Raw genomic sequence first — 22,581 nt, 5'->3', positions numbered from 1 at the left:
TGGGCCTCCGCGTGCGTCAGGCAGCGCGCTGCTGCGCGAGTTGACGCTGCTGCCAGCGACGCACGTGCGGCAGATCGTCGTCGAGCCAGTAGGCGTCGTCTTCGGTAATGACGAGCAGTTCCTCGAACTTGGCCCCGACGCCATGGAAGCCCAGATGCGGCTCGACGGCCCACAGGCCCGGCACCGGCGCGTGTTCGGATCGACGATCGATCGACCACAGCGGCGACCAGCCTTCCTGCTTGCCGCTTCGCACCTGGTCGAGGACCAGGCTGCGCGTGGCATTCAGCCCGAAGCGCGCAACGAAACGCGGCTTCGATGGGCTGTCGAGCTTGGCCACGCGATGCGCCAGCACTTTGAACGGATACGCCTTGTGGCGCGGCTCCACGCCTTGCTTGATGCAGAGTTGGTCCACCGCACGGGCCACATCCGCCATCGACCGACGCTCGCGGATCAAACGCACGATCAACTCGCGATGCGCCATCAGGTCGTCCTGCAGTTGTTCGAGGATGGCGTTTTCGCCGAGACACGTGGCATAGCCGACATCGGCGATCACCCCGTTGCGCACGGGCGCCACGTCGAGGATGACCGGCATGTTCTCCTCCAGCCGCCGCGACGACGGAAAGAACGCGAGGTTGAAGCCGGCCATGTGCGTCAGGCCCGAAAAGCCCTGGAACGCGGTGCGGTCGCCAAACCACGCGAACGGCTTGTGCAGCCAGTCATGGACGCCGCGATCGCCAAGCCACTCGGTGAGCAGCTTGGCCGCGTCCTTCTCGGTCATGCCGGGGCGCAGCATGCCGCCGACGGCTTCGACGCACGCGTAAGCGAGCTGCTGGATTTCGCGAAACTGGGCGAGTTCGTCGACAAGGACGCGCGCCAGGGTGGGGTTCGGCATGCCGGTCTCCTTGAGTCTGGGTATCGAGGGCGCTCGATGGCGCCGCGCCCAATGTTCCATTACTCAATGTCAAAGTCAATGCGGGACTTTTCTGGCGTTTGAAAACGCCGTATGACCGGTAATCGACAGAAAAAAGAGAGATTTAGCCCGCGCGGCGTTGTCGCACGGCCTCAAACAGGCAGATCGCTGCTGCGGCAGCCACATTGAGCGACTCCATGCCGCCCGGCTGGGGAATCGTCACGGGCGTCGTCACGGCAGAAAGCCATTCCTCCGACACGCCCGCGCCTTCGTTTCCGAACACCCAGCCGACGGGTGCATTGAGCGGCACATCGAAGACAGCCTGCTTGGCGTGGGAAGACGTGGCCAGCAGCGGCACCTGCAGGCGCGAATGCACGCTCTCGAACGTGCAGTGCTCAACGATGTTCAGGTGGAAATGCGCACCCATGGCGGCGCGCAGAGTCTTTGCCGACCACGCGAACGCGCAGCCCGGCGTCATGAACACATCGCGCACGCCGGCTGCGGCCGCACACCGCAGGATGGAACCGACGTTGCCGGCATCCTGAATGCCGTCCAGGATCACGCAGTCCGCATCAATGGTCTGCGGCAACTTGCCTTCCGGCGTCTCGACCAAGGCCATCAGATCGACGCCATTGACGACGGTGGTGAGTTGCCCAAACAGGTTGTCGGCCAGCAGGATGACGGTGTCCGGATCGACGCGATCGAGCACCGCGGCCACTTCCGGGTGCCGGATATGGCGCTCCGACACCAGGCATTGCGCCGGCATGTGGCCCGCATCCAGATACGCAGCGACAAGGTGCACGCCATCGAGCACGGATTGCCCCGCGCGCCGACGATGCTGCGTCGAGCCCGAAAGCGCCTTGAGATGCTTGAACACCGCGTTGTCGCGGGAAGTGATGTGCTTCACGAATGGGCCCAGCAGAAAAAGGTCAGTCGTCCCAGGCGCTGACTGCAGCGGTGGTTTCGATGCTGATCGCACTCATCCCATCCAGTGCACGGCGCACGGGCGCGAACGAGCGGCGATGATGCGGCGTCACGCCATGCAGGTCGATGGCGGCCAGATGCTGCGGTGTGCCATAGCCGGCATGGACGTCAAAACCGTAGAGCGGAAACTCGACATGCAGCGCGGCCAACTGCCGATCGCGCGTGACCTTCGCCAGGATGGACGCCGCTGAAATGGCCGGCACCAGCGCATCGCCCTTGACGACGGCCTCCACCGCAAACGCCACCTGCGGGCAACGATTGCCGTCCACCTGCACGAGATCGGGCAGCGTGCCCAGTGCGGCCACGCCATGCACCGCGCGCTGCATGGCGAGCATGGTTGCGTGCAGGATGTTGATGCGATCGATTTCCTCGACGGTGGCTTCGGCCACGTGCCAGGCGAGCGCCTTTTCGACGATCTCGTCGTAGAGCGCTTCCCGCTTCTTGGCGGTCAGAATTTTTGAGTCGGCCAGGCCCTTGATCGGCTTGCGCGGATTGAGAACGACCGCCGCAGCCGTCACCGGCCCGGCCAATGGCCCGCGTCCAGCCTCATCCACGCCGCACAGGATGCGACGCGCACGCTTGGCCGCCGGCTCTTGCGAGAGCAGCAGGCCGAGCTGGTCGGGATTGGGTTTGCGGGAAGCCATGGGCTTAAAGCTTACTGCGACTGCGTAGCAGATCGACAACGACTTTCGCTCCAATCTCCGCCATGTTCTGCTTGAGCGTCAGGTGCATCTGCGTGAAGTGTTCACGCAGGAACGTGGCGTTGCCATGGTCGCTGAGTTGCAGCAGCGTTTCGCGCGCGAGTGCCTCGGGGGTCGCGTCATCCTGCAGCAGTTCCGGCACGACAAAGCGGCCGGACAGGATGTTCGGCAGCCCAACATACGGCAGATAGCCTTTGCGCTTCATGATCTGCGCGGTCAACCAGGGCACCTTGTAGGTGATGACCATCGGTTTCTTGTACAGCGCCGCTTCCAGCGTGGCCGTGCCGCTGGCCAGCAGGATCACGTCAGCCGCTTCCATGGCTGCGTGCGACTGTCCATCGACGACCCACAGATGCAGGCCCGGATGCTCCGCGCGTATGGCATCGATGCGCTCGCGCAGCGTCGCATTGGCCGCCGGCAGCACAAACGCCAGTTCCGGCTCGACCGCCTGCATGCGCGACATCGCCGCAAACAGCGTCGGCCCGAGATGCTTCACTTCGGAATTGCGGCTGCCCGGCAGCACCGCAACGACCTTGCGGCCCAACGGCAGGCCGAGGCGCGTGCGTGCGCCCTGAATGTCCGGCACCAGCGGAATCTCGTCCGCAAGCGGATGCCCGACGTACGTGGCCGGAATGCCGGCCTTGGCGTAAATCTCCGGCTCGAACGGGAACAGGCAGAGGATATGGTCGACGGCGCGGGCGATCGTCTTGATACGGCCGGCGCGCCACGCCCAGATCGACGGGCTCACGAAGTGCACCACCGGCACACCCGCCTGCCGCATGGCGATCTCGACGTTGAAATTGAAGTCGGGTGCGTCCACGCCGATGAAAGCCAGGGGGGGCGCAGTCAGCAGGTTCTGCTTGAGTTCCTTGCGGATCGTGAGAATCTCACGCAACTGGCCAAGCACTTCCACGTAGCCATTCACCGACAGCTTGTGCATCGGCCAGTTCGACTGGAAACCCTGCTCCGTCATGCGCGCACCGCCAATGCCGTTGTAGGCGATGTCGGCAGGCAGTTGTGCGCGCAGCCCCTTCAGCAGCAGCGAGGCCAGCAAATCGCCGGAAGCCTCGCCGGCCACCATGCCGATGCGGCGCACCGGCGCGGCGTTCTGAAGCTGCTCGCTCAACGCACGATGCCGCGCTTGGTGGCGGCAATGAAATCAGCAAATGCGGTCAACACCTCGCGGGTCGGGGCGTCATCCGTCTGAGCGATCTGCGCGGCGATTTCAGCCTTGGCCTGATCAAAGCTCAGATCGCTCTTGTAGAGCAGCTTGTACGCCTGGCGCAGACCGGTGATCTGCTCGGCCGTAAAGCCGCGGCGACGAAGGCCCTCCACGTTGATGCCATGCGGCGCAGCCTTGTTGCCGCCCTTGTCGCTTGCGGCGATCACGAACGGCGGCACATCCTGCACCAGTGCCGATGCGCCACCCAGCATGGCATGCACGCCGATGCGCACGAACTGATGCACGCCCGACATGCCGCCGAGGATCGCCCAGTCACCGACTTCCACGTGGCCAGCAATCTGCGCGTTGCTCGAGAACACCGTGTGGTTACCCACGCGGCAATCGTGCGCGATATGCACGTAGGCCATGATCCAGTTGTCATCGCCGATCGACGTGATGCCGGCATCCTGCGCCGTGCCGGTATGGATCGTGGTGAATTCGCGGATCGTATTGCGATCGCCGACAATCAGCTGCGTCGGCTCATCGCGATACTTCATGTCCTGCGGGCGGCCACCCACCGATGCGAAGTGGCCGATGCTGTTGTCACGGCCCAGCGTCGTGTAGCCCTCGACCACCGTATGGTGGCCGACACGCGTGCCAGCACCCATCCGCACATTCGGGCCCACGACCGTAAACGCGCCGATCTCGACGCTCGAATCCAGTTCGGCCTTCGGATCGATCTGCGCGGTCGGGTGGATCTTCTGTGCTTGCGTCATGCCTCGCCCTTGGACTTGTCTTCGCGCACGGCACACATGATTTCGGCTTCCACGGCGACTTCACCGTCAACCTTGCCGTACACCTTGAATTTCCACATACCGCTCTTCGAGCGCAGCAGTTCGGCTGTCATCACGAGCTGGTCGCCCGGCGTCACCTGGCGCTTGAAGCGTGCACCGTCAATGCTCACGAACAGGTAGAGCTGGTTTTCCTTGCGCTCGTGATCGGCCTCGCCGAAGGTCAGCAGCGCAGCGGTTTGCGCCAGCGCCTCGAGCATCAACACGCCCGGCATCACCGGGTGACCGGGGAAGTGGCCGTTGAAGAACGGCTCGTTGAACGTCACGTTCTTGATGGCCGTAATCGACTTGCGCGGCTCCAGCGAAATCACGCGGTCAACCAGCAGCATCGGGTAGCGATGCGGCAGCAGGTCGAGAATCTTCTTGATGTTGAAATCGCTGACAAGGCTGGGGGCCGCGCTCGTCGCATTCGTTGCTTCGGTCATGATTGTTGCTGCAGGTCTTTGACCCGCTGTTCGAGTTGTTGCAACCGTTCGCGCATGCGCGTCAGGCCTCGGACGATGGCCGCGTTACGCTCCCAGTCGCCATGCGGCATGAACGGGAAAACGCTGGTGAAGTGGCCACCGGGCTTGGTGATGGATTTGGTAATGGAGGTGCCGCCCGAAACGGTCACGCGGTCCGCAATGGTCAGGTGGCCGGCAAAATTGGCCGCACCGCCGATGATGCAGTAGCGCCCGATCTTCGTGCTGCCGGAAATGGCCGCGCAGCCGGCGATCACGGTATAGGCGCCCACATGCACGTTATGCGCGATCTGCACCTGGTTGTCGATCTTGCAGCCCTGTTCGACCACCGTATCGGCCATCGCGCCACGGTCGATGGCGGTGTTCGCACCGATCTCCACGTCGTCGCCAATTACGGCCCGGCCGACCTGGGGAATCTTCACCCATTCGCCGCCCTGCGGACCAAAGTCAGGGGCAAAGCCGAAGCCATCCGCGCCGATCACGACGCCGCTATGCAGAATGCAGCGCGCCCCGACCTCGCAGCCGTGGTAGATCGAAACGTTCGCGTGAAGCAACGTGTCATCGCCAATGCGGGCACCGGCGCCAACAAAGCTGTTGCCGGCGATGCGCACACGCTCGCCGAGCACAGCACCGGCTTCGATGGTGACGTTCGGGCCGATGGAGCAGGATGCCGGCACCTTGGCGCCCTCTTCCACGCTGGCACTCGGGTGGATGCCCGGCACAACGGGGCGCGCCGCCAGCGCAACAAAGCGCTGAGCAACGCGAGCAAACGCAGCATACGGATTGGCCGCAATCAGCCAGTTCCGGCCAGCAGCGTGGCCCTGGCTTTCAAGCGTTTCCAGATCGCGGAGCGACACGATGATCGCACCCGCGCCGGAACTCACAGCCTGATTGAGGTACAGCGGATTGGAGAGAAAAGCGAGCTGATCAGCGCCCGCTTGATCCAGCGGCGCGATCGACTTGACGATCAGGCCTGCGTCACCCTGGACGGTCGCGCCGAGCGACGCAGCAAGTTCACCAAGCGAAAACGACATGCGGACAACCTCATTTGGCCGATTGCGAATTCAGCGCCTTGAGCACCTCGTCCGTGATGTCGATGCGCGGGTTCACATACACGGCTTCCTGCACGATCAGATCGTACTTGCGCTGCTCGGCAATCGAGCGGATCACGCGGTTGGCGCGCTCAAGCACCTGGGCCAGCTCTTCATTGCGGCGCTGGTTCAGGTCTTCACGGAATTCGCGCTGCTTGCGCTGGAAGTCGCGATCCAGGTCCGACAGCTCACGCTGACGGCGATTGCGATCAGAATCGGCCAGCACGGCCGAATCCTTGTCCAGCTTGTCGGACATGCCCTTGAGCTTGGCGGCCATGTCCTGCAGCTCGCGGTCGCGCTTGGCGAACTCGGTTTCCAGCTTGGCCTGCGCAGCCTTGGCAGGTTGCGAGTCGCGCAGGATGCGCTCGGAATTGACGGCAGCGATGCGCGCTTCCTGCGCCGTGGCCGGCAGCGCAAAGCTGGCGGCGGCAAGTGCGGCGAAAGCAGCCGACACGCCCATGCGGGACAACGTGATGCGCGTGGATTTCATGATGAATGCAGTCATTAGAATGCAGTTCCGATCTGGAACTGGAAGCGTTGCGTTTGATCTTCGGTCTTGCGCTTGATCGGGAAGCCCATGCTGATCTTGAGCGGACCGATCGGCGACAGCCACGACAGACCGAAACCGGTCGAGTAACGCATGTCGCCCAGCTTGTACGGCTGACCTTCGGCGAACACGTTACCGTAATCAAAGAACGTGAACAGGCGAACGGTGCGGTCCACGCCCGAACCCGGCAGCGGGAAGATGAATTCCACGTTGCCGACGAACTTGCTGGCGCCGCCGATAGCCACACCGTTGGCGTCGCGCGGGCCCAGCGTGCTGGTTTCGTAACCGCGCACCGAGCCGATACCGCCTGCGTAGTAGTTCTTGAAAACCGGGAAGTCCTTGCCGCCGTAACCGTGGCCGTACCCGATTTCGTTGTTGAACGCCATCGTGAACGACTTCGACAGCGGGTAGAAATACTGGTGCTGATAGTAGGCGCGGAAGTACTGCAGATCGCCGCCCGGGATACCGAACTCCAGGTTGGCCTGCTGGTAGCGACCACGCGTCGGCACCAAGGCGCTGTCACGCTGGTCCTTCGACCAGCCGATGGTGATCGGGAAGTTGTTGGTGATACGGCCGTTCTTCGCGACGTAATTCTGATAGGCCAGCGGCGTGTTGGACGTCACATCGATGGTCGTGCGCTCGTAGCCGATGCCGAAGAAGACGGTATCGGTTTCCGAGAACGGCACCCCGAACTTGACGTTGCCGCCCTGTTGCACGACGCGATAGTCCTGGTCACCCGTGTAGTACAGCGGGCGGTACGTGCGGTAGTACAGCTCGGTCGAACGGCTGATGCCATCCACCGTGAAGTACGGATCGAACTGCGTCACCGCAATGGTGCGGTTCGACTTGGACGTGTTCACATCCAGGCCGAGGCTCGTGCCGGAGCCGAACACGTTGTCCTGGCGGATGCCGGCCGACAGCACCAGCTTGTCGGTCGACGAGAAGCCCACGCCCAGGTTGATCTGGCCGGTCGGCTTCTCGGTCACGTTGACGTTCACATCGACCTGGTCGGTCGTACCCGGCACGTCTTCCGTCGTGATGTTCGCATCGGTGAAGTAACCCGTGCGGTTCACGCGGTTCTGCGACAGCTGCAGCTTCTCGCCATCGAACCACGACGCTTCCATCTGGCGCATTTCGCGGCGCACGACTTCATCGCGGGTCTTGCTGTTGCCGACAACGTTCACGCGACGCACGTACACACGGCGGCCCGGATCGATCACCAGCGTGAGCGCAACCGTGCGATCCGACTGGTTGATCTGCGGCTGCGGGTTGATGGTCGCGAAAGCGTAGCCGTACGTGCCGAGCAGATCGGTAATCGACTTGGTCGTCGACGACAGCTTGGCCGACGAGAAGACATCGCCCTGCTTGAGCTTGATTAGCTTCTCCATCTCGGCCTGCTTGCCGAGCAACTCGCCGGTCAGCTTGATGTCCGACACCTTGTACTGCTCACCCTCGTGGATGTTCAGCGTCAGGTAGATGTCCTTCTTGTCCGGCGTGATCGACACCTGGGTCGACTCGATTGCAAATTCCAGGTAGCCGCGATCCAGGTAGAACGAGCGCAGCGCTTCTAGGTCGGCCGTGAGTTTCTGCTTCGAGTACAGGTCGTTCTTGGTGTACCACGACAGCCAGTTTGGCGTGGACAGTTGCATCTCGTCGCGCAGGTCGCCTTCCTTGAAGGCCTTGTTGCCAACGATATTGATCTGGCGAATCTTGGCGGTCGGACCTTCGTCCACCGTGAACGTGATCGACACACGGTTGGCATCGACCGGCGTAACGGTGGTCGTCACCTCAGCCGCGTAGTAACCACGAAAAACATACTGGCGCTTGATTTCCTGCTCGGCGCGGTCGATGAGGGACTTGTCGTAGTAACGAGCCTCAGCCACGCCAACGCCACGCAGCGTACGACGCAGCGCTTCCTTGTCGAACTCCTTGAAGCCGATGAACTCAAGCTGCGAGATCGCCGGGCGCTCTTCCACGCGCACCACCAGCACATTGCCTTCGGAGCGGATCTGAACGTCCTTGAAGAAGCCGGTGTTATAAAGCGCGCGAATCGATTCGGCGCCCTTCTCGTCGGTGAAGGTCTCACCCACCTTCACGGGCAGATAGCCGAACACGGTGCCCGGCTCGACGCGCTGCACCCCCTCCACGCGAATGTCCTTGACGACGAACGGCTCCACTGCATGAGCCTGACCGGCAGTGACGGTCAGCACGGAAGCCGCCAGCACGCTGAGCGGGAAGCGATGTTGTCTGATCAATCTAATCCCCTAGTTGGATTCAATCGGAATCCACTTCTGAGTGTTTTCAAAACCCTGAGTTGCCCGCTCACGCCGGTGGCAACGATACGGCTTAGTGACCCAATTTGAATACGGTCTAGCCACGAGTCAGAAACAACCGACTCAAATCGTTGTACAGGGCGAGCGAAGTGAGAAGCAGGATGCAGGCGACGCCGATCTTCTGAAGGACTGCTTGCCAGGATTCCGGCACGGGTCGGCCAGTCAAAAATTCCACGCAATAATACAGCAAATGCCCCCCATCCAATACCGGAACGGGCAATAAGTTGAGCACGCCGAGACTAACGCTGATCAACGCGAGAAAGCTCACAAACGTCTGCCAGCCAAGGCTTGCCGCCTTGCCCGCAAAGTCCGCCACCGTGATCGGCCCGCTCAGATTCTGCAGAGATGCCTGACCGACAATCATCTTGCCCAGCACCTGCAGCGACAGCACCGAAGTCCGCCAGACCTCGCCTACGGCATGGCCCAGCGCGGCGACCGGCTCATCCCGGATCATCGCCGTTTCCACCTTCTGGTTGAGCTGCGCACCAAGCTTGCCGATCTTCGGGCCGGTCGGGTTTTTGGGATCGGTGTCAGCATCAGGGCGAACAGGCAACGTCATGGGCTGATCGTTGCGCAGAATATCGATCGAGGCGTTCTGCTCCGGCATGGCCCGGATCTGGCGGATGAGGTCCATGGCCTGATCGGCGGGCTGGCCCGCGAAGCGAACGATTTGGTCTCCGGCTCTCAACCCCGCACGGGCTGCGGCACTCGAGGGCAACACATCGACGATGGTGACCGGGCCGCCGAGCAGACGCAAACCGATCTGGTCAATCACATCGGCCTGCGGCGTACGGGCCGCGCTCGGCAAGCCATGCAGGCGGACGGTGCGTTCGGCACCATCGGCGCCGCGCACCTGCACAAGCGCGTCGCGCCCCGCGATGCCGGCCGAGTACAAGCGCATGCGGACGTCGCTCCAACTGCGCACAGAGGCCGGCGTCTCGCCGTCCGTGCCGATAGCGATCACCCGGTCCCGGGCGCGCAAGTCGGCCTGGGCGGCGATGCTGCCCGGCGGCGGAGCGCCGAGGATAGGCAACGGCTCGATTGCGCCGACCCATGCCAGCACTGCGTAAAGCGCAATCGCCAGAAGGAAATTGGCGACCGGGCCAGCCGCCACGATGGCGAATCGCTTGTAGACCGGCTGGTGATCGAAGGTGCGTGGGAGGTCTTCGGGAAGGATGGGTGGGTCTTTCTCGGGGTCTCGCGATCCCTCGCCGAGCATCTTGACGTAGCCGCCCAGTGGAATGGCGCAGATCGTCCATTCGGTGTGGTCAGGGCCACGACCGACGCGGCGGAACAGCACTTTGCCAAAGCCAACGGAAAACCGGAGCACTTTCACGCCGCACAGTCGCGCGACGCTGTAGTGGCCCAGTTCGTGGATGACGATCAGTACCGCGATCGCAAAGACAAACGCTAAAACGGTCTGCAAAACCTTCTCCGGATGCACTGAAGGGCACGCGCGAGGCTGGCCCGCGCGAAGCCGCTATGTTACCCGCTTGCTCTGACGGCGCGCTTTCATGCAGCCGGCAGCTGCGCGCGTACGGTCGAGATATAGCGCTCGGCCTGCTGACGCGCCTGGGCGTCGGCAGCAAAAACGGTGTCAAGCGAATCAGCCGGCACGACCGACGTGCGGGCGAGTGTGTCAGCCACGACGGCAGCAATCTCGGTGAACCGGATGCGGCGCTGCAAAAATGCCTCGACAGCCACCTCGTTGGCCGCGTTCAGAGCAGCAGGTGCCGTACCACCGGCACGCAATGCCTCGAACGCCAACGCCAGGCACGGGAATCGGCGCAGGTCCGGCGCCTCGAAAGTCAGTGCGCCCGTGGTGACGAGATCGAGCAGCGCAACGCCGGCCTCGATGCGCTCGGGATATGCCAGGCCGTAGGCGATCGGCGTGCGCATATCCGGGTTGCCGAGCTGCGCCAGCACGGAGCCATCGTCGTAGCCGACCATCGAATGGATGACGCTCTGCGGGTGGATCAGGACTTCGAGATGCTCGACCGGGACGCCGAACAGCCAGTGCGCCTCGATCACCTCCAGCCCCTTGTTCATCATGGTGGCGGAATCGACCGAGATCTTGCGCCCCATCACCCAGTTCGGATGCGCGCACGCCTGATCTGGCGTGACATCCGCAAGAGACTCCACAGGGCGCGTGCGGAACGGGCCGCCCGATGCCGTCAGCACGATGCGTGACACGCCGCGCCCGAACTGCGGAACTTGCTGCGGCAGGCATTGGAAGATGGCGTTGTGCTCGCTGTCGATTGGAAGCACGGTGGCGCCATGCTGACGCACGGCGTCCATGAAGAGCGCGCCGGACATGACCAGCGCCTCCTTGTTGGCCAGCAGCACGCGCTTGCCGGCGCGCACAGCAGCGAGCGTCGGGCGCAACCCTGCTGCGCCGACGATGGCCGCCATCACGGCATCGCAGTCGGGGTGGCCCGCAACTTCTTCCAATGCCTCGCTGCCGAAACGGATCTCGATGCCGGCGGCCTCTGCGCCGAGCTGGTCACGCAATGCATCCGCCGCGACCGCCGAACCAAGCACCGCCATCTTCGGGCGAAACTCGCGGCAGAGCAGCGCGAGCTTGTCGGCCTGCGCGTTGGCGGTCAACGCAAAAACGCTGTACTTGTCGGGATGACGGCGCACCACGTCGAGCGTGCTGTCGCCAATGGAGCCGGTGGCGCCAAGAACGGTCAAACGCATCATGTTCGGACGCCTCAGGAAATCAGCAGCGCAGCCAGCGGAAACACCGGCAGCAGCGCGTCGATACGATCGAGCACGCCGCCGTGGCCGGGCAACAGGCGGCTGCTGTCTTTCATGCCGACCTGACGCTTGAGCAGGGATTCAAACAAATCGCCGCCGACGCTTGCAGCCACCAGCAGGATGGTCAGCACCAGGGCCAGGACGGCGCCGCGCTGATCAAACTGGTGCGAAAACCACGTCGGCGCAAACCAGTGCGTGATGCCGGCCACGGTGGCGATCACGGCAACCAGCACGGCGCCGCCGATCGCACCTTCCCACGACTTACCAGGGCTGATGGTCGGTGCAAGCTTGCGGCGGCCAATGGCCTTGCCGACAAAATACGCGCCCACATCGGCCGCCCACACGAGCAACGCGACCGACAGCAGAAAGGCGACGCCGTGCGTGCGCAATTCAATGGCGCCATGCACAAACGCCGGCAACATCACCAAGCCAAGCAGCGCGAAAACGATTCTGCGGGTGCCATGCAACTCGCGCACGCCACCTGCCAGCAGCGCCCAGGCGATCACCCAGGCGATGACTGCGCCATGGAACAGCGGGCGCACATCACCACGAACGGGTATGTCGTGCCAGGCGATCGTCAGCATGACGACCACGACGGCATAGAGAAGGGGGCCCCACCAGCCGGGCAGGCGCACGAGACGCCCCCACTCCCACGCCGCGAGGGCTGCAAATACCGTCACCAGTCCGGCCAGGCCGGCGGGCGGCGCGAAAAACAAAATGGGCAGGATGACAATCAGCAGGCAGACAGCGGTAATGACGCGAGTCAGCAGCATGTGTCAGGCTCCGGCGGACAGCGCGGGGGGAACATCGGGGTCGAGCTGCGCGCTGGTGCGTCCAAAGCGGCGCTCGCGGTTGCGATACCACGCAAAAGCGCGATCGAGCTCTGCGGCATCGAAATCCGGCCAGTAGCGATCGGTGAAGTACAGCTCGGAATAGGCAAGCTGCCACAGCAGAAAGTTACTGATGCGCTGCTCGCCACCGGTGCGGATGAACAGGTCCGGCTCCGGCGCATAGGACAGCGCCATGTACGGCGCCAGCATCTCTTCTGTGATGGCGTCGGGTGCAATGCCGGGCTGCGCTGCCAACAACGCGCGCATAGCCTGCAGGATGTCCCAGCGCCCACCGTAGTTGGCGAGAATCGTGACGGTCAGCCCGGGGTTGGCGGCTGTCTTGGCTTCCGCTTCTCGAATCAAGAGCTGGATGCGCGGGCTAAATGCCGACAGATCGCCCACCACGCGCAGGCGGATGCCGTTGTCATGAAGCTTGCTCACTTCGCGACGCAGCGCCGTCATGAACAGCTTCATGAGGAAGGTGACTTCCTCTGCCGGGCGACGCCAGTTTTCGGAGCTGAAAGCAAACAGCGTCAAGTAGCCGACGCCACGGCGCGCAGCCGCTTCAACGGTTGCACGTACGGCATCGAGGCCGCGGCTATGCCCGGCCACGCGAGGCAGGTGCCGTTCGGTGGCCCAGCGGCCGTTACCGTCCATGATGACGGCAACGTGGCGCGGCGTGTCGGCGGTGTCTGGCACCGCCAGTGTGGAACTGATATGCATGAATCGGGCTTCCCACCGCCTGCACCCAATGCGCCGGCGAGGGGAGACGGCCTTACACCGTCATGATTTCCTTGTCTTTCTCGGCGACCAGCTTGTCGATCTCGGCGACGAACTTGTCGGTCAGCTTCTGGATGTCGTCACCACCGCGACGCTCGTCGTCTTCCGAGATCGCCTTGTCCTTCACCAGTTTCTTGAGCTGTTCATTGGCATCGCGACGCAGGTTGCGCACGGCGACCTTGGCATCCTCGCCCTCGCCCTTCACGACCTTGGTCAGCTCCTTGCGGCGCTCTTCGGTCAGGGCGGGGGTCGGCACGCGAATGATGTCGCCCATCGTGGCAGGGTTCAGGCCGAGGTCCGCTTCACGGATGGCCTTTTCGACGGCTTGCACCATCTTCTTTTCCCACGGTTGCACGCCAATCGTGCGTGCGTCCACCAGCGTCACGTTGGCAACCTGGCTGATGGGTACCATCGAGCCGTAGTAGTCAACTTGCACGTGATCGAGCAGACCGGTGTGGGCACGGCCAGTACGGATCTTGGCCAGATCGGTCTTCAGAGCCTCGATCGACTTCTGCATCTTCTGCTCGGCATTCTTCTTGACATCGGCGACGCTCATACTTCCTCCGAACGATAACGGCGGTCTGCCGAACATGCACCCCGGAACACGGCACAGGGCACCGGCAAGACCAAAAAGACAATAGGCGATTTTACATGGAAGCCGCTCGCCAACGCCATTTACGCAGGGTCAGCGAACGGTAAAAAAAGGCGCCTGCTATGCGGCTTTCCGACGGCTTCAGACGTGCACCAGCGTGCCTTCGTCTTCACCCAGGATCACGCGCTTGAGCGCGCCCGGCTTCTGGATCGAGAACACCTTGATCGGCAGCTTCTGGTCGCGGCACAGCGCGAAAGCGGTCGCGTCCATCACCTGCAGGTTGCGCGAAATGGCTTCGTCAAAAGTAATCGTGGTGTAGCGCGTGGCGCTCGGGTCCTTCTTCGGATCGGCAGTGTAGACCCCATCGACCTTGGTGGCCTTGAGCACAATCTCGGCGCCGATTTCCGAGCCGCGCAGCGCCGCAGCGGTGTCGGTCGTGAAGAACGGGTTGCCGGTGCCGGCGGCGAAGATGACGATCTTGCCTTCTTCCAACTGGCGGATGGCACGCGGGCGGATGTACGGTTCGACCACTTGGTCCAGGCGCAGCGCCGATTGAACGCGGCCTTCGAGGTTCGCATGACGCATGGCGTCCTGCAGGGCCAGCGCGTTCATCATGGTGGCCAGCATGCCCATGTAGTCGGCTGTGGCGCGGTCCATGCCGGCGGCGCCGCCCGCGACACCGCGGAAGATGTTGCCGCCGCCGATCACCACTGCCACCTGCACGCCCAACTTCACGATTTCAGCGATGTCGTTGACCATCCCTTCGATGGTGCTTCGGTTGATGCCGAAGGCATCGTCGCCCATCAGGGCTTCGCCGGAAAGTTTGAGTAGAACGCGCTTGTAGGCAGGCATGGAGATCCTCGTGACGATTCCTGGTACGGGAGACAGGAAAGGGGAAATGACGCTGCGGATATGACAACGACGTGCAAAGCGGGGACTTCGCACATCCCGCAACCTTCTTGCGCGGAAGCCGTCGGAAAAATCACCAACGATGCCCGCGCAAGCAGGCTGCACCTGCAAACAGGGCACCTTTCGGTGCCCTGTCTGTTTGGCATTATACGGCTGCGCCAATGGTGGAAACGACCCCTGCCGGCCTGCGCCGGAAGCCAGCTCGCCGCACCGTTGGAGACAGCCGCTGCAGCATTACGCCTGTTGCTTGGCGGCGGCCACTTGGGCGGCCACTTCAGCGGCAAAGTCATCTTGCTTCTTCTCGATGCCCTCGCCCACCACGTAGAGCGTAAAAGCCTTCACGGTCGTGTTGGCGGCCTTGAGCATTTGCTCAACGGTCTGCTTATCGTTCTTCACAAACGGCTGGTTCAGCAGCGAGACTTCCTTCAGGTACTTCTGCACGCTGCCTTCGACCATCTTGGCAACGATTTCAGCCGGCTTGCCCGATTCCGCAGCCTTCTGCTCGGCAACGCTGCGCTCCTTGGCGACCAGTTCGGCAGGCACGTCGTCAGCCGACAGCGACACGGGCTTCATCGCGGCAGCCTGCATTGCTGCGTCCTTGGCCGCCACTTCGTTGCCTTCGAATGCCACCATCACGCCGATGCGGGTGCCGTGCAGGTACGAAGTCAGCTGAGTGCCTTCGAAACGCTGGAAGCGACGGATCGTCATGTTCTCGCCGATCTTGCCGATCAGGCCCACGCGTACGTCTTCCACCGTCGGGCCGAAGCCGTCTTGCGACAGCGGCAGGGCGCCGACAGCCGCGACGTCAGCCGGGTTGTTCTTGGCGATCAGTGCTGCGACCGAGTTGGCGAAGGCCAGGAACGAATCGTTCTTCGAGACGAAGTCGGTTTCGCAGTTGATCTCGACCAGCGCGCCGGTCGTGCCTTCCACGGCTGCGGCCACCACGCCTTCAGCGGTGATGCGCGAGGCGGCCTTGCCGGCCTTGTTGCCCAGCTTCACGCGCAGGATCTCTTCGGCCTTTTCCAGGTTGCCTTCGGCTTCGGTCAGGGCCTTCTTGCACTCCATCATCGGCGCGTCGGTCTTCGCGCGCAGTTCTGCAACCATGCTTGCGGTAATTGCCGCCATTCTCATGCTCCTTGTTTCAGATCGTCGTCCGGTCGCGCGCGGATCAGTCTTCGCCTCGCGCCGGCCTGTCGTCCGGTTTCCATCCGGCCGCCCCACGAAATACGACGCGCGTAGGGCATCCGCATGACAAATTTCAAAAAAAAGGGGCGTTTGTTACGCGCCCCTGTCTGGCCATCAACCCTGATGGGCTCCATCAGGTGCGGCCTGGCACGCGTCCCGCGCAATCAAGCCGCGGGCGCCCGCCTTCTTGTATTTAGCCTTCTTGGACTTCGACGAAGTCGTCGCCGCCGCGAGCCGCTTCAACCACTTCCTGGACCGCATTCGCACGGCCTTCCAGGATCGCGTCGGCCACGCCGCGCACGTACAGTGCAACAGCCTTGCTCGAGTCGTCGTTACCCGGGATGACGTAGTCGATGCCTTCCGGCGAGTGGTTCGTGTCAACCACGCCGATCACCGGAATACCCAGCTTGGCAGCTTCGGTCACGGCAATCTTGTGGTAACCAACGTCCACCACGAAGATGGCGTCCGGAATGCCGCCCATGTCCTTGATGCCGCCAATGGACTTCACCAGCTTGTCCATTTCGCGTTCGAACATCAGCGCTTCCTTCTTGCTCATGGTTTCGGTCGCGCCGGCTTCCTTGGCGACTTCCATGTCCTTCAGGCGCTTGATCGAGGTCTTGACCGTCTTGAAGTTGGTCAGCATGCCGCCGAGCCAGCGGCTGTCGACGAACGGCATGCCTGCGCGAGCCGCTTCTTCAGCCAGGATCTCGCGCGATTGACGCTTCGTACCAACGAACAGAATGGTGCCCCGGTTGGCTGCCAGTTGGCGCACGTACTTCAGTGCGTCCTGGTACATCGGCAGCGTCTTTTCCAGGTTGATGATGTGAATCTTGTTGCGATGGCCGAAGATGTAAGGGGCCATCTTGGGGTTCCAGAAGCGGGTCTGGTGGCCAAAGTGGACACCGGCTTCCAGCATTTCGCGCATGGTTACGGACATGAAATTCTCCAGTCGGGTTAGGTCTAAAGCCGCCTCAGACATTCTTCGCATGCGATACGAAAAACACCCGCGGTGAAGCGGCTCGCGATTTCAAGCGCCACCGGCCACACGACCGGCAACTGCTTAGCCAGTGATTATAGCGCCAAAAACCCAATCAACTCAAGACCTTCCGAGTATCCGCGACAAACCGAGCAAGACTGGCGCCCGCCGCCTGAAAACCCCGGCCGGGGCGCTTTGGTGCGATAATTCGTCCTTTAGCCACGACGCGGCGCTCCAGGCGCCTGCGTGCAGAAAGAGTCACAGCATGGCCGTTACCATTCACACCGCCGAAGACATTGCGCAGATGCGCGTGGCCTGCCGGCTTGCGTCCGAAGTTCTCGACTACATCACGCCGTTCGTCGTACCCGGCGTGACGACAGGCAAGCTGGACCAGCTGTGCCACGCCTACATGCGTGACGTGCAAGGCACCGTGCCGGCACCGCTGAACTATGCGCCGCCAGGCTATCCGCCCTTCCCGGCATCGATCTGCACATCGGTCAACGATGTGATCTGCCACGGCATTCCCGGCGACAAGGTGCTTAAGAATGGGGATATCGTCAATCTCGACATCACAGTCATCACCAAGGAAGGCTACTACGGCGATACCAGCCGCACGTTCGTTGTTGGCGAGGGCTCGATCCTCGCCAAGCGCCTGACCCAGGTGACGTTCGAATGCATGTGGAAGGGCATTGCGGCAGTGCGTCCGGGCGCCCGACTCGGTGATATCGGCCACGTGATCCAGCAGCATGCCGAAGCCGCGGGCTACAGCGTGGTGCGTGAATATTGCGGCCACGGCATCGGCAAGAAATTCCACGAAGATCCGCAGATCCTGCACTACGGCCGGCCCGGTACGGGGATGGAATTGAAAGCCGGCATGATCTTCACAATCGAACCGATGATCAACGCGGGCAAGCGCGACATCCGCACGATGCCCGACCAATGGACGGTCAAGACGCGTGACCGCAGCCTGTCGGCGCAGTGGGAACATACGCTTCTGGTGACGGAAACCGGCCATGAAGTGCTGACGGTGTCTGCATTGACGCCACCGGCACCCGAATTCGTACACGAAGGCGCTCCCGCCACGGCCTGATCCTCGCGGGCGAGCTGCGACCTCAGCGGCGGTAACGTCCCGCTGATCTCGCCCCGCACCGGCTCAACTCCTGCAGCGACCGGCTCATTCCGGTCGCTGTTTCATTCACGCTCTGCTCATGCCCTCCGCTGCCGCCGTCCCTGCCGAAGAAACTCATCCGCGCGACGCCCTGAAAGCTGAGCGCGCGCACCTGTTCGCGCAGTTCGACCAGCACGCCAACGTTCAGCAACTTGTGACCAAGCTGGCGCGCGCGGTGGACCGTGCGCTCGTGCGTCTTTGGCAGAAAGAGCAGATGCCCACCACCTGCGCGCTGATTGCCGTGGGCGGCTACGGGCGCGGCGAGCTGTTTCCGCATTCCGATGTGGACATCCTCCTGTTGCTGCCAGGCACCGCAGACAAGGCCTTGGAGGCCCGGCTGGAGGCCTTCATCGGCCGCTGCTGGGACATGGGGCTGGACATCGGCTCCTCGGTGCGCACGGTCGACGAGTGCATCAAGGAAGCCGCACAAGACGTAACAGTACGCACGTCGCTGCTGGAAGCGCGTCTGCTGACGGGCGACGAAGGGTTATACCGCACGTTCGAGACGCACTATCAAGGCCATCTGGACGCCGCAGACTTCTTCCAGTCGAAACTGCTGGAAATGCGCCAGCGGCACGCCAAGTACCAGGACACGCCCTACTCGCTCGAACCGAACTGCAAGGAAAGCCCCGGCGGCCTGCGCGACCTGCAGGTCATTCTGTGGATGACGCGCGCGGCTGGTTTCGGCTCCAGCTGGAACGAGCTGCTCGCCAATGGCCTGCTGACGCGCCGTGAAGCGCAGGAGCTGGCCAGCAACGAGCGCTTGCTCAAAACCGTGCGCGCGCGTCTGCACCTGCTGGCCGGGCGCCGGCAGGACGTATTGGTGTTCGATCTGCAGACGCAACTGGCCGAATCGTTCGGATACCGCCCGACCACCGCCAAGCGCGCGAGCGAACAGCTCATGCGCCGCTATTACTGGGTGGCCAAGGCGGTCACGCAGCTCAATACCGTGGTGCTGCAGAACATCGAGGCGCGGCTGTTCCCGAGCGAGCTGGGTATCACGCGGCGGATCAATGATCGCTTTGTCGAACGGCAGGGCATGCTCGAGATTGCCGACGCCGATCTCTACCAGCGCGAGCCGACGGCCATCCTGGAAACGTTCCTGCTTTACGAGCAGACGCGCGGCATCAAGGGATTGGCAGCCAGCACGATGCGCGCGCTCTACAACGCGCGGACGTTGATGGACGCCAAATGGCGCAAGGATCCGGCCAATCGCGCGCTGTTCCTGTCGATCCTGCAACAGCCGCAGGGCATCACGCACGCGCTGCGCCTGATGAACCAGACCAGCGTGCTCGGCCGCTACCTGGTCAACTTCCGCCGCATCGTCGGGCAGATGCAGCACGACCTGTTCCACGTCTACACGGTCGATCAGCACATCTTGATGGTGGTGCGCAATATCCGCCGTTTCGCCATCGTCGAGCACACGCACGAGTTTCCGTTCTGCAGCCAGTTGATGGCGAACTTCGACAAGCCGTGGGTGCTGACCGTGGCCGCGCTGTTCCATGACATTGCGAAAGGACGCGGCGGTGATCACTCCGTGCTCGGCATGTCCGACGCACGGCGCTTCTGCAAGGAACACGGCATCGCCAAGGAAGACGCAGACTTGATCGTCTGGCTTGTCGAGCATCACCTGACGATGAGCCAGGTCGCGCAGAAGCAGGACCTCGGCGATCCCGAAGTCATCCGCCATTTTGCCGATCTGGTCGGCACCGAGCGTCGGCTGACCGCGCTGTATCTGCTGACCGTTGCCGACATCCGCGGCACCAGCCCCAAGGTGTGGAACGCCTGGAAGGGCAAGCTGCTGGAAGACCTGTATCGCATGACGCTGCGCGTGCTCGGCGGCGCCACCACGGACCCGCACGCCGTGCTCGAAGGCCGCAAGGAAGAAGCGCGCGCCCTGCTGCGCCTGGCCGCGCTGGACGACACTGCACACGAGGCACTGTGGAAACAGCTCGACGTGGGCGTGTTCCTGCGCCACGACGCGCGCGACATCGCCTGGTTCACGCGGCATTTCTACAACCGTGTCGACACGACGATTCCCATCGTGCGAGCACGCATTTCGCCAGCGGGCGTCGGCCTGCAGGTGGCGGTGTACTCGCCGGATCGGCCCGATCTTTTTACGCGCATCTGCGGCTACTTCGAGCGCAAGAGCCTGACGATTCTGGACGCCAAGATCCACACCACCAAACACGGCTACGCGCTCGACACCTTCCAGGTGGCCGATCCCGGCAGCGGCCTGGTGGAGCCCGGCCATTACCGCGACATCATCACGCTGGTCGAGCACGAACTCGCCGAGCAGATCTCGCGCGAAACCGCCCTGCCCGAGCCGCCGCGTGGGCGCATCTCGCGCCAGTCGCGCAGCTTCCCGATCAAGCCGCGCGTCGACCTGCGGGCGGACGAGCGCGGCCAGTATTACCTGCTGTCCATTTCTGCAACAGACCGCACCGGTCTGCTCTACGCCATTGCCCGCGTGCTCGCACACCGTCGCGTGTCGGTACACACCGCGCGCATCAACACGCTGGGCGAGCGCGTGGAAGACATCTTCCTGGTCGACGGCACCCGTCTGACCCAGGACAACAAACTGCAGCTCGAGCTTGAAAGCGAGCTGCTTGATGCGCTCGCCATCTGAGCGCCAGCCTTACCGGTCTAGATTCATGACTACCGATTCCGATGATTTTCCGGGCGACGACGACAAGCGCGGCGCCAGCGACCCGACTCAGCGCGCCACCCGCCCGGGCAAGCGTGCAACGCTCGGCGTGCGCCGCGACGACGAAGGCAATACCGTACGCTCCACCGGCAAGCCGCTGCGTTCTTCCGACCTGAACCGCGAGCGCCAGCCGCTGCGCCCAGCCCAGCGCCGCCCCAAGCAGGAAGAAGGCGCAGGTAAGCCGCCTCGCCCCGCACGTCCTGCGCGACGCGACGACGACGGCCAGACGCGCGAAGCCAAGCCGCGCCGCATGCAAGGCGATCGCCCGCCGCGACGCTTTGATGACGAGCGTCCGCCGCGTCGGTTCAATGACGAGCAACGATCGCCCCGCCGCTCTGACGATGAGCGCCCGCCGCGTCGGTTCGAAGATCGCCCACCTCGCCGGTTCGACGACGAGCGTCCGCCGCGCAGGTTCGACAACGACCGTCCCCCGAGACGCTTTGACGATGAGCGCCCGCCGCGCAGGTTCAGCGACGACCAACGGCCGCCTCGTCGTTTCGATGACGAGCGCCCACGCCGCTATGGCGACGATCAACGCGCGCCGCGTCGCGATGGCGACCAGCGGCCTCCACGACGCTTTGACGATGAACGCCCGCCGCGTCGGTTCAACGATGAGCAACGACCGCCCCGCCGCTATGGCGATGACCGGGCTCCGCGTCGCTTCGATGACGAACGCCCTCCGCGTCGTTTTGACAACGACCGACCACCGCGTCGCTTCGATGATCGTCCGGCACGTCCGCAAAGGCCCGAGCGCGAGCGTGAGGAACGCGCTCCGCGTCATGCCGAGGAGCAGCCACCACGCCAGGCCGCGCAAACCGAATCCAGCGGGCTGGTCCGTCTGTCCAAACGCATGTCCGAACTGGGTCTGTGCTCTCGCCGCGAGGCCGACGAATGGATTCCGCGTGGCTGGGTGCTGGTGGATGGCGAGCCGGTCACCGAACTGGGGTCGCGCGTCAAGCCGGATGCGATCATCGAAATCCACCAGTCAGCGCGATCCGAGCAAGGCGAGCGCGTCACCGTGCTGATGCACAAGCCGGTCGGCTACGTTTCGGGCCAGGCGGAAGACGGCTATCAGCCAGCCGTTTCGCTATTCGTGCCGGAAAACCAGTGGGAAGGCGATCCTACGCGCAAGCGCTTCGCGCCGTGGCAGCGTCGGGCACTGGCGCCGGCCGGGCGGCTGGATATCGACTCCACCGGCTTGCTGGTGTTGACGCAGGACGGCCGAGTGGCACGCCACCTGATTGGCGAGGATTCGACGGTCGAGAAGGAATACTTGGTGCGCGTGGTGTGGCATTCACCGGACGGCGTTGTCGAGCACGACATCTCCAAGGTCTTCCCGGAAGAGCTGATGGAGAAGCTGCGCTTTGGCCTGTCGCTCGACGGCGAAGCACTCAAGCCTGCAAAGGTGAGCTGGCAAAACGAAGAGCAGTTGCGCTTTGTTCTGCGCGAAGGCAAGAAACGCCAAATCCGCCGCATGTGCGAACAGGTGGGACTGGAAGTGGTGGGCCTGAAGCGCATCCGCATGGGCAGCATCGTGCTGGGCGATCTGCCGGTCGGCCAGTGGCGATTCCTGGGGCCGTTCGAGAAGTTCTGAGGCAGCCTCAGCCCCAAACAAAAAACCGGTCAGCGCACCC

The 22,581-nt window shown here is 63.2% G+C and carries 20 protein-coding genes; 3 read left to right on the top strand and 17 right to left on the bottom strand.

Annotation, left to right across the window (positions count from 1 at the left end; genetic code table 11):
* Positions 1-16 precede the first annotated feature (16 nt).
* The 17 genes from RP6297_RS06330 to rpsB all read right to left on the bottom strand — a co-directional run bounded on the left by RP6297_RS06330 (position 17) and on the right by rpsB (position 17,033).
* The gene (locus RP6297_RS06330; protein WP_009238225.1) at positions 17-892 is read right to left on the bottom strand and encodes a M24 family metallopeptidase; all 876 of its coding nucleotides are present in this window, start codon (positions 890-892) and stop codon (positions 17-19) included.
* Positions 893-1,034: 142 nt separating this feature from the next.
* A complete protein-coding gene (locus RP6297_RS06325) occupies positions 1,035-1,817 on the bottom strand; it encodes a TrmH family RNA methyltransferase (protein ID WP_009238226.1) in 783 nt (260 codons plus the stop codon).
* A 22-nt stretch (positions 1,818-1,839) separates the two neighbouring features.
* On the bottom strand, positions 1,840-2,538 hold the full coding sequence (gene rnhB / locus RP6297_RS06320) for a ribonuclease HII (protein ID WP_009238227.1): 699 nt from the start codon (positions 2,536-2,538) through the stop codon (positions 1,840-1,842).
* A gap of 4 nt (positions 2,539-2,542) precedes the next feature.
* Positions 2,543-3,676, bottom strand: coding sequence for a lipid-A-disaccharide synthase (gene lpxB, locus RP6297_RS06315; RefSeq protein ID WP_050775649.1), 1,134 nt, complete (start codon positions 3,674-3,676; stop codon positions 2,543-2,545).
* 41 nt (positions 3,677-3,717) lie between these two features.
* Positions 3,718-4,533, bottom strand: a complete 816-nt coding sequence (gene lpxA / locus RP6297_RS06310) for an acyl-ACP--UDP-N-acetylglucosamine O-acyltransferase (protein WP_009238229.1) — start codon at positions 4,531-4,533, stop codon at positions 3,718-3,720.
* Positions 4,530-5,033 (bottom strand): 3-hydroxyacyl-ACP dehydratase FabZ, encoded by a 504-nt coding sequence (gene fabZ, locus RP6297_RS06305; RefSeq protein WP_009238230.1) that lies wholly within the window; start codon positions 5,031-5,033, stop codon positions 4,530-4,532. Before fabZ ends, lpxA begins: the two co-directional genes overlap by 4 nt.
* On the bottom strand, positions 5,030-6,103 hold the full coding sequence (gene lpxD, locus RP6297_RS06300; RefSeq protein WP_009238231.1) for a UDP-3-O-(3-hydroxymyristoyl)glucosamine N-acyltransferase: 1,074 nt from the start codon (positions 6,101-6,103) through the stop codon (positions 5,030-5,032). Before lpxD ends, fabZ begins: the two co-directional genes overlap by 4 nt.
* 10 nt (positions 6,104-6,113) lie before the next feature.
* On the bottom strand, positions 6,114-6,665 hold the full coding sequence (locus RP6297_RS06295) for an OmpH family outer membrane protein (RefSeq protein ID WP_004626688.1): 552 nt from the start codon (positions 6,663-6,665) through the stop codon (positions 6,114-6,116).
* The gene (bamA, locus tag RP6297_RS06290) at positions 6,665-8,962 is read right to left on the bottom strand and encodes an outer membrane protein assembly factor BamA (RefSeq protein ID WP_009277528.1); all 2,298 of its coding nucleotides are present in this window, start codon (positions 8,960-8,962) and stop codon (positions 6,665-6,667) included. Before bamA ends, RP6297_RS06295 begins: the two co-directional genes overlap by 1 nt.
* Positions 8,963-9,077: 115 nt before the next feature.
* Positions 9,078-10,466 carry an RIP metalloprotease RseP gene (rseP, locus tag RP6297_RS06285; protein WP_009238233.1) on the bottom strand — a complete coding sequence of 463 codons (1,389 nt, stop codon included), beginning with the start codon at positions 10,464-10,466 and terminating at the stop codon, positions 9,078-9,080.
* Positions 10,467-10,552: 86 nt separating this feature from the next.
* Positions 10,553-11,743: a 1-deoxy-D-xylulose-5-phosphate reductoisomerase gene (gene ispC / locus RP6297_RS06280; protein ID WP_009238234.1), complete on the bottom strand. Its 1,191-nt coding sequence runs from the start codon at positions 11,741-11,743 to the stop codon at positions 10,553-10,555.
* A gap of 11 nt (positions 11,744-11,754) precedes the next feature.
* The gene (locus RP6297_RS06275) at positions 11,755-12,573 is read right to left on the bottom strand and encodes a phosphatidate cytidylyltransferase (RefSeq protein ID WP_009238235.1); all 819 of its coding nucleotides are present in this window, start codon (positions 12,571-12,573) and stop codon (positions 11,755-11,757) included.
* A 3-nt stretch (positions 12,574-12,576) separates the two neighbouring features.
* On the bottom strand, positions 12,577-13,353 hold the full coding sequence (uppS, locus tag RP6297_RS06270; RefSeq protein ID WP_009238236.1) for a polyprenyl diphosphate synthase: 777 nt from the start codon (positions 13,351-13,353) through the stop codon (positions 12,577-12,579).
* 52 nt (positions 13,354-13,405) lie between these two features.
* Positions 13,406-13,966, bottom strand: a complete 561-nt coding sequence (frr, locus tag RP6297_RS06265) for a ribosome recycling factor (protein WP_009238237.1) — start codon at positions 13,964-13,966, stop codon at positions 13,406-13,408.
* Positions 13,967-14,143: 177 nt separating this feature from the next.
* The gene (gene pyrH / locus RP6297_RS06260) at positions 14,144-14,854 is read right to left on the bottom strand and encodes a UMP kinase (protein ID WP_009238238.1); all 711 of its coding nucleotides are present in this window, start codon (positions 14,852-14,854) and stop codon (positions 14,144-14,146) included.
* A 291-nt stretch (positions 14,855-15,145) separates the two neighbouring features.
* Positions 15,146-16,036: a translation elongation factor Ts gene (gene tsf, locus RP6297_RS06255; protein ID WP_009238239.1), complete on the bottom strand. Its 891-nt coding sequence runs from the start codon at positions 16,034-16,036 to the stop codon at positions 15,146-15,148.
* A 253-nt stretch (positions 16,037-16,289) separates the two neighbouring features.
* On the bottom strand, positions 16,290-17,033 hold the full coding sequence (gene rpsB / locus RP6297_RS06250; RefSeq protein WP_009238240.1) for a 30S ribosomal protein S2: 744 nt from the start codon (positions 17,031-17,033) through the stop codon (positions 16,290-16,292).
* 304 nt (positions 17,034-17,337) lie between these two features.
* On the opposite strand from rpsB, the gene map reads away from it, so the two are divergent.
* The 3 genes from map (at position 17,338) to RP6297_RS06235 (ending at position 22,541) form a co-directional block, all read left to right on the top strand.
* Positions 17,338-18,162 carry a type I methionyl aminopeptidase gene (gene map / locus RP6297_RS06245; protein ID WP_009238241.1) on the top strand — a complete coding sequence of 275 codons (825 nt, stop codon included), beginning with the start codon at positions 17,338-17,340 and terminating at the stop codon, positions 18,160-18,162.
* A gap of 118 nt (positions 18,163-18,280) precedes the next feature.
* On the top strand, positions 18,281-20,869 hold the full coding sequence (locus tag RP6297_RS06240; protein ID WP_009238242.1) for a [protein-PII] uridylyltransferase: 2,589 nt from the start codon (positions 18,281-18,283) through the stop codon (positions 20,867-20,869).
* Positions 20,853-22,541 carry a pseudouridine synthase gene (locus RP6297_RS06235; RefSeq protein ID WP_199517405.1) on the top strand — a complete coding sequence of 563 codons (1,689 nt, stop codon included), beginning with the start codon at positions 20,853-20,855 and terminating at the stop codon, positions 22,539-22,541. Before RP6297_RS06240 ends, RP6297_RS06235 begins: the two co-directional genes overlap by 17 nt.
* Positions 22,542-22,581: the final 40 nt, after the last annotated feature.

The sequence above is a fragment of the Ralstonia pickettii genome (assembly GCF_016466415.2).
Classification (GTDB): Bacteria; Pseudomonadota; Gammaproteobacteria; order Burkholderiales; family Burkholderiaceae; genus Ralstonia; species Ralstonia pickettii.
The sequence above is the reverse complement of the archived record's forward strand: the minus strand, read 5'-3'. Positions and strand labels throughout refer to the sequence as shown.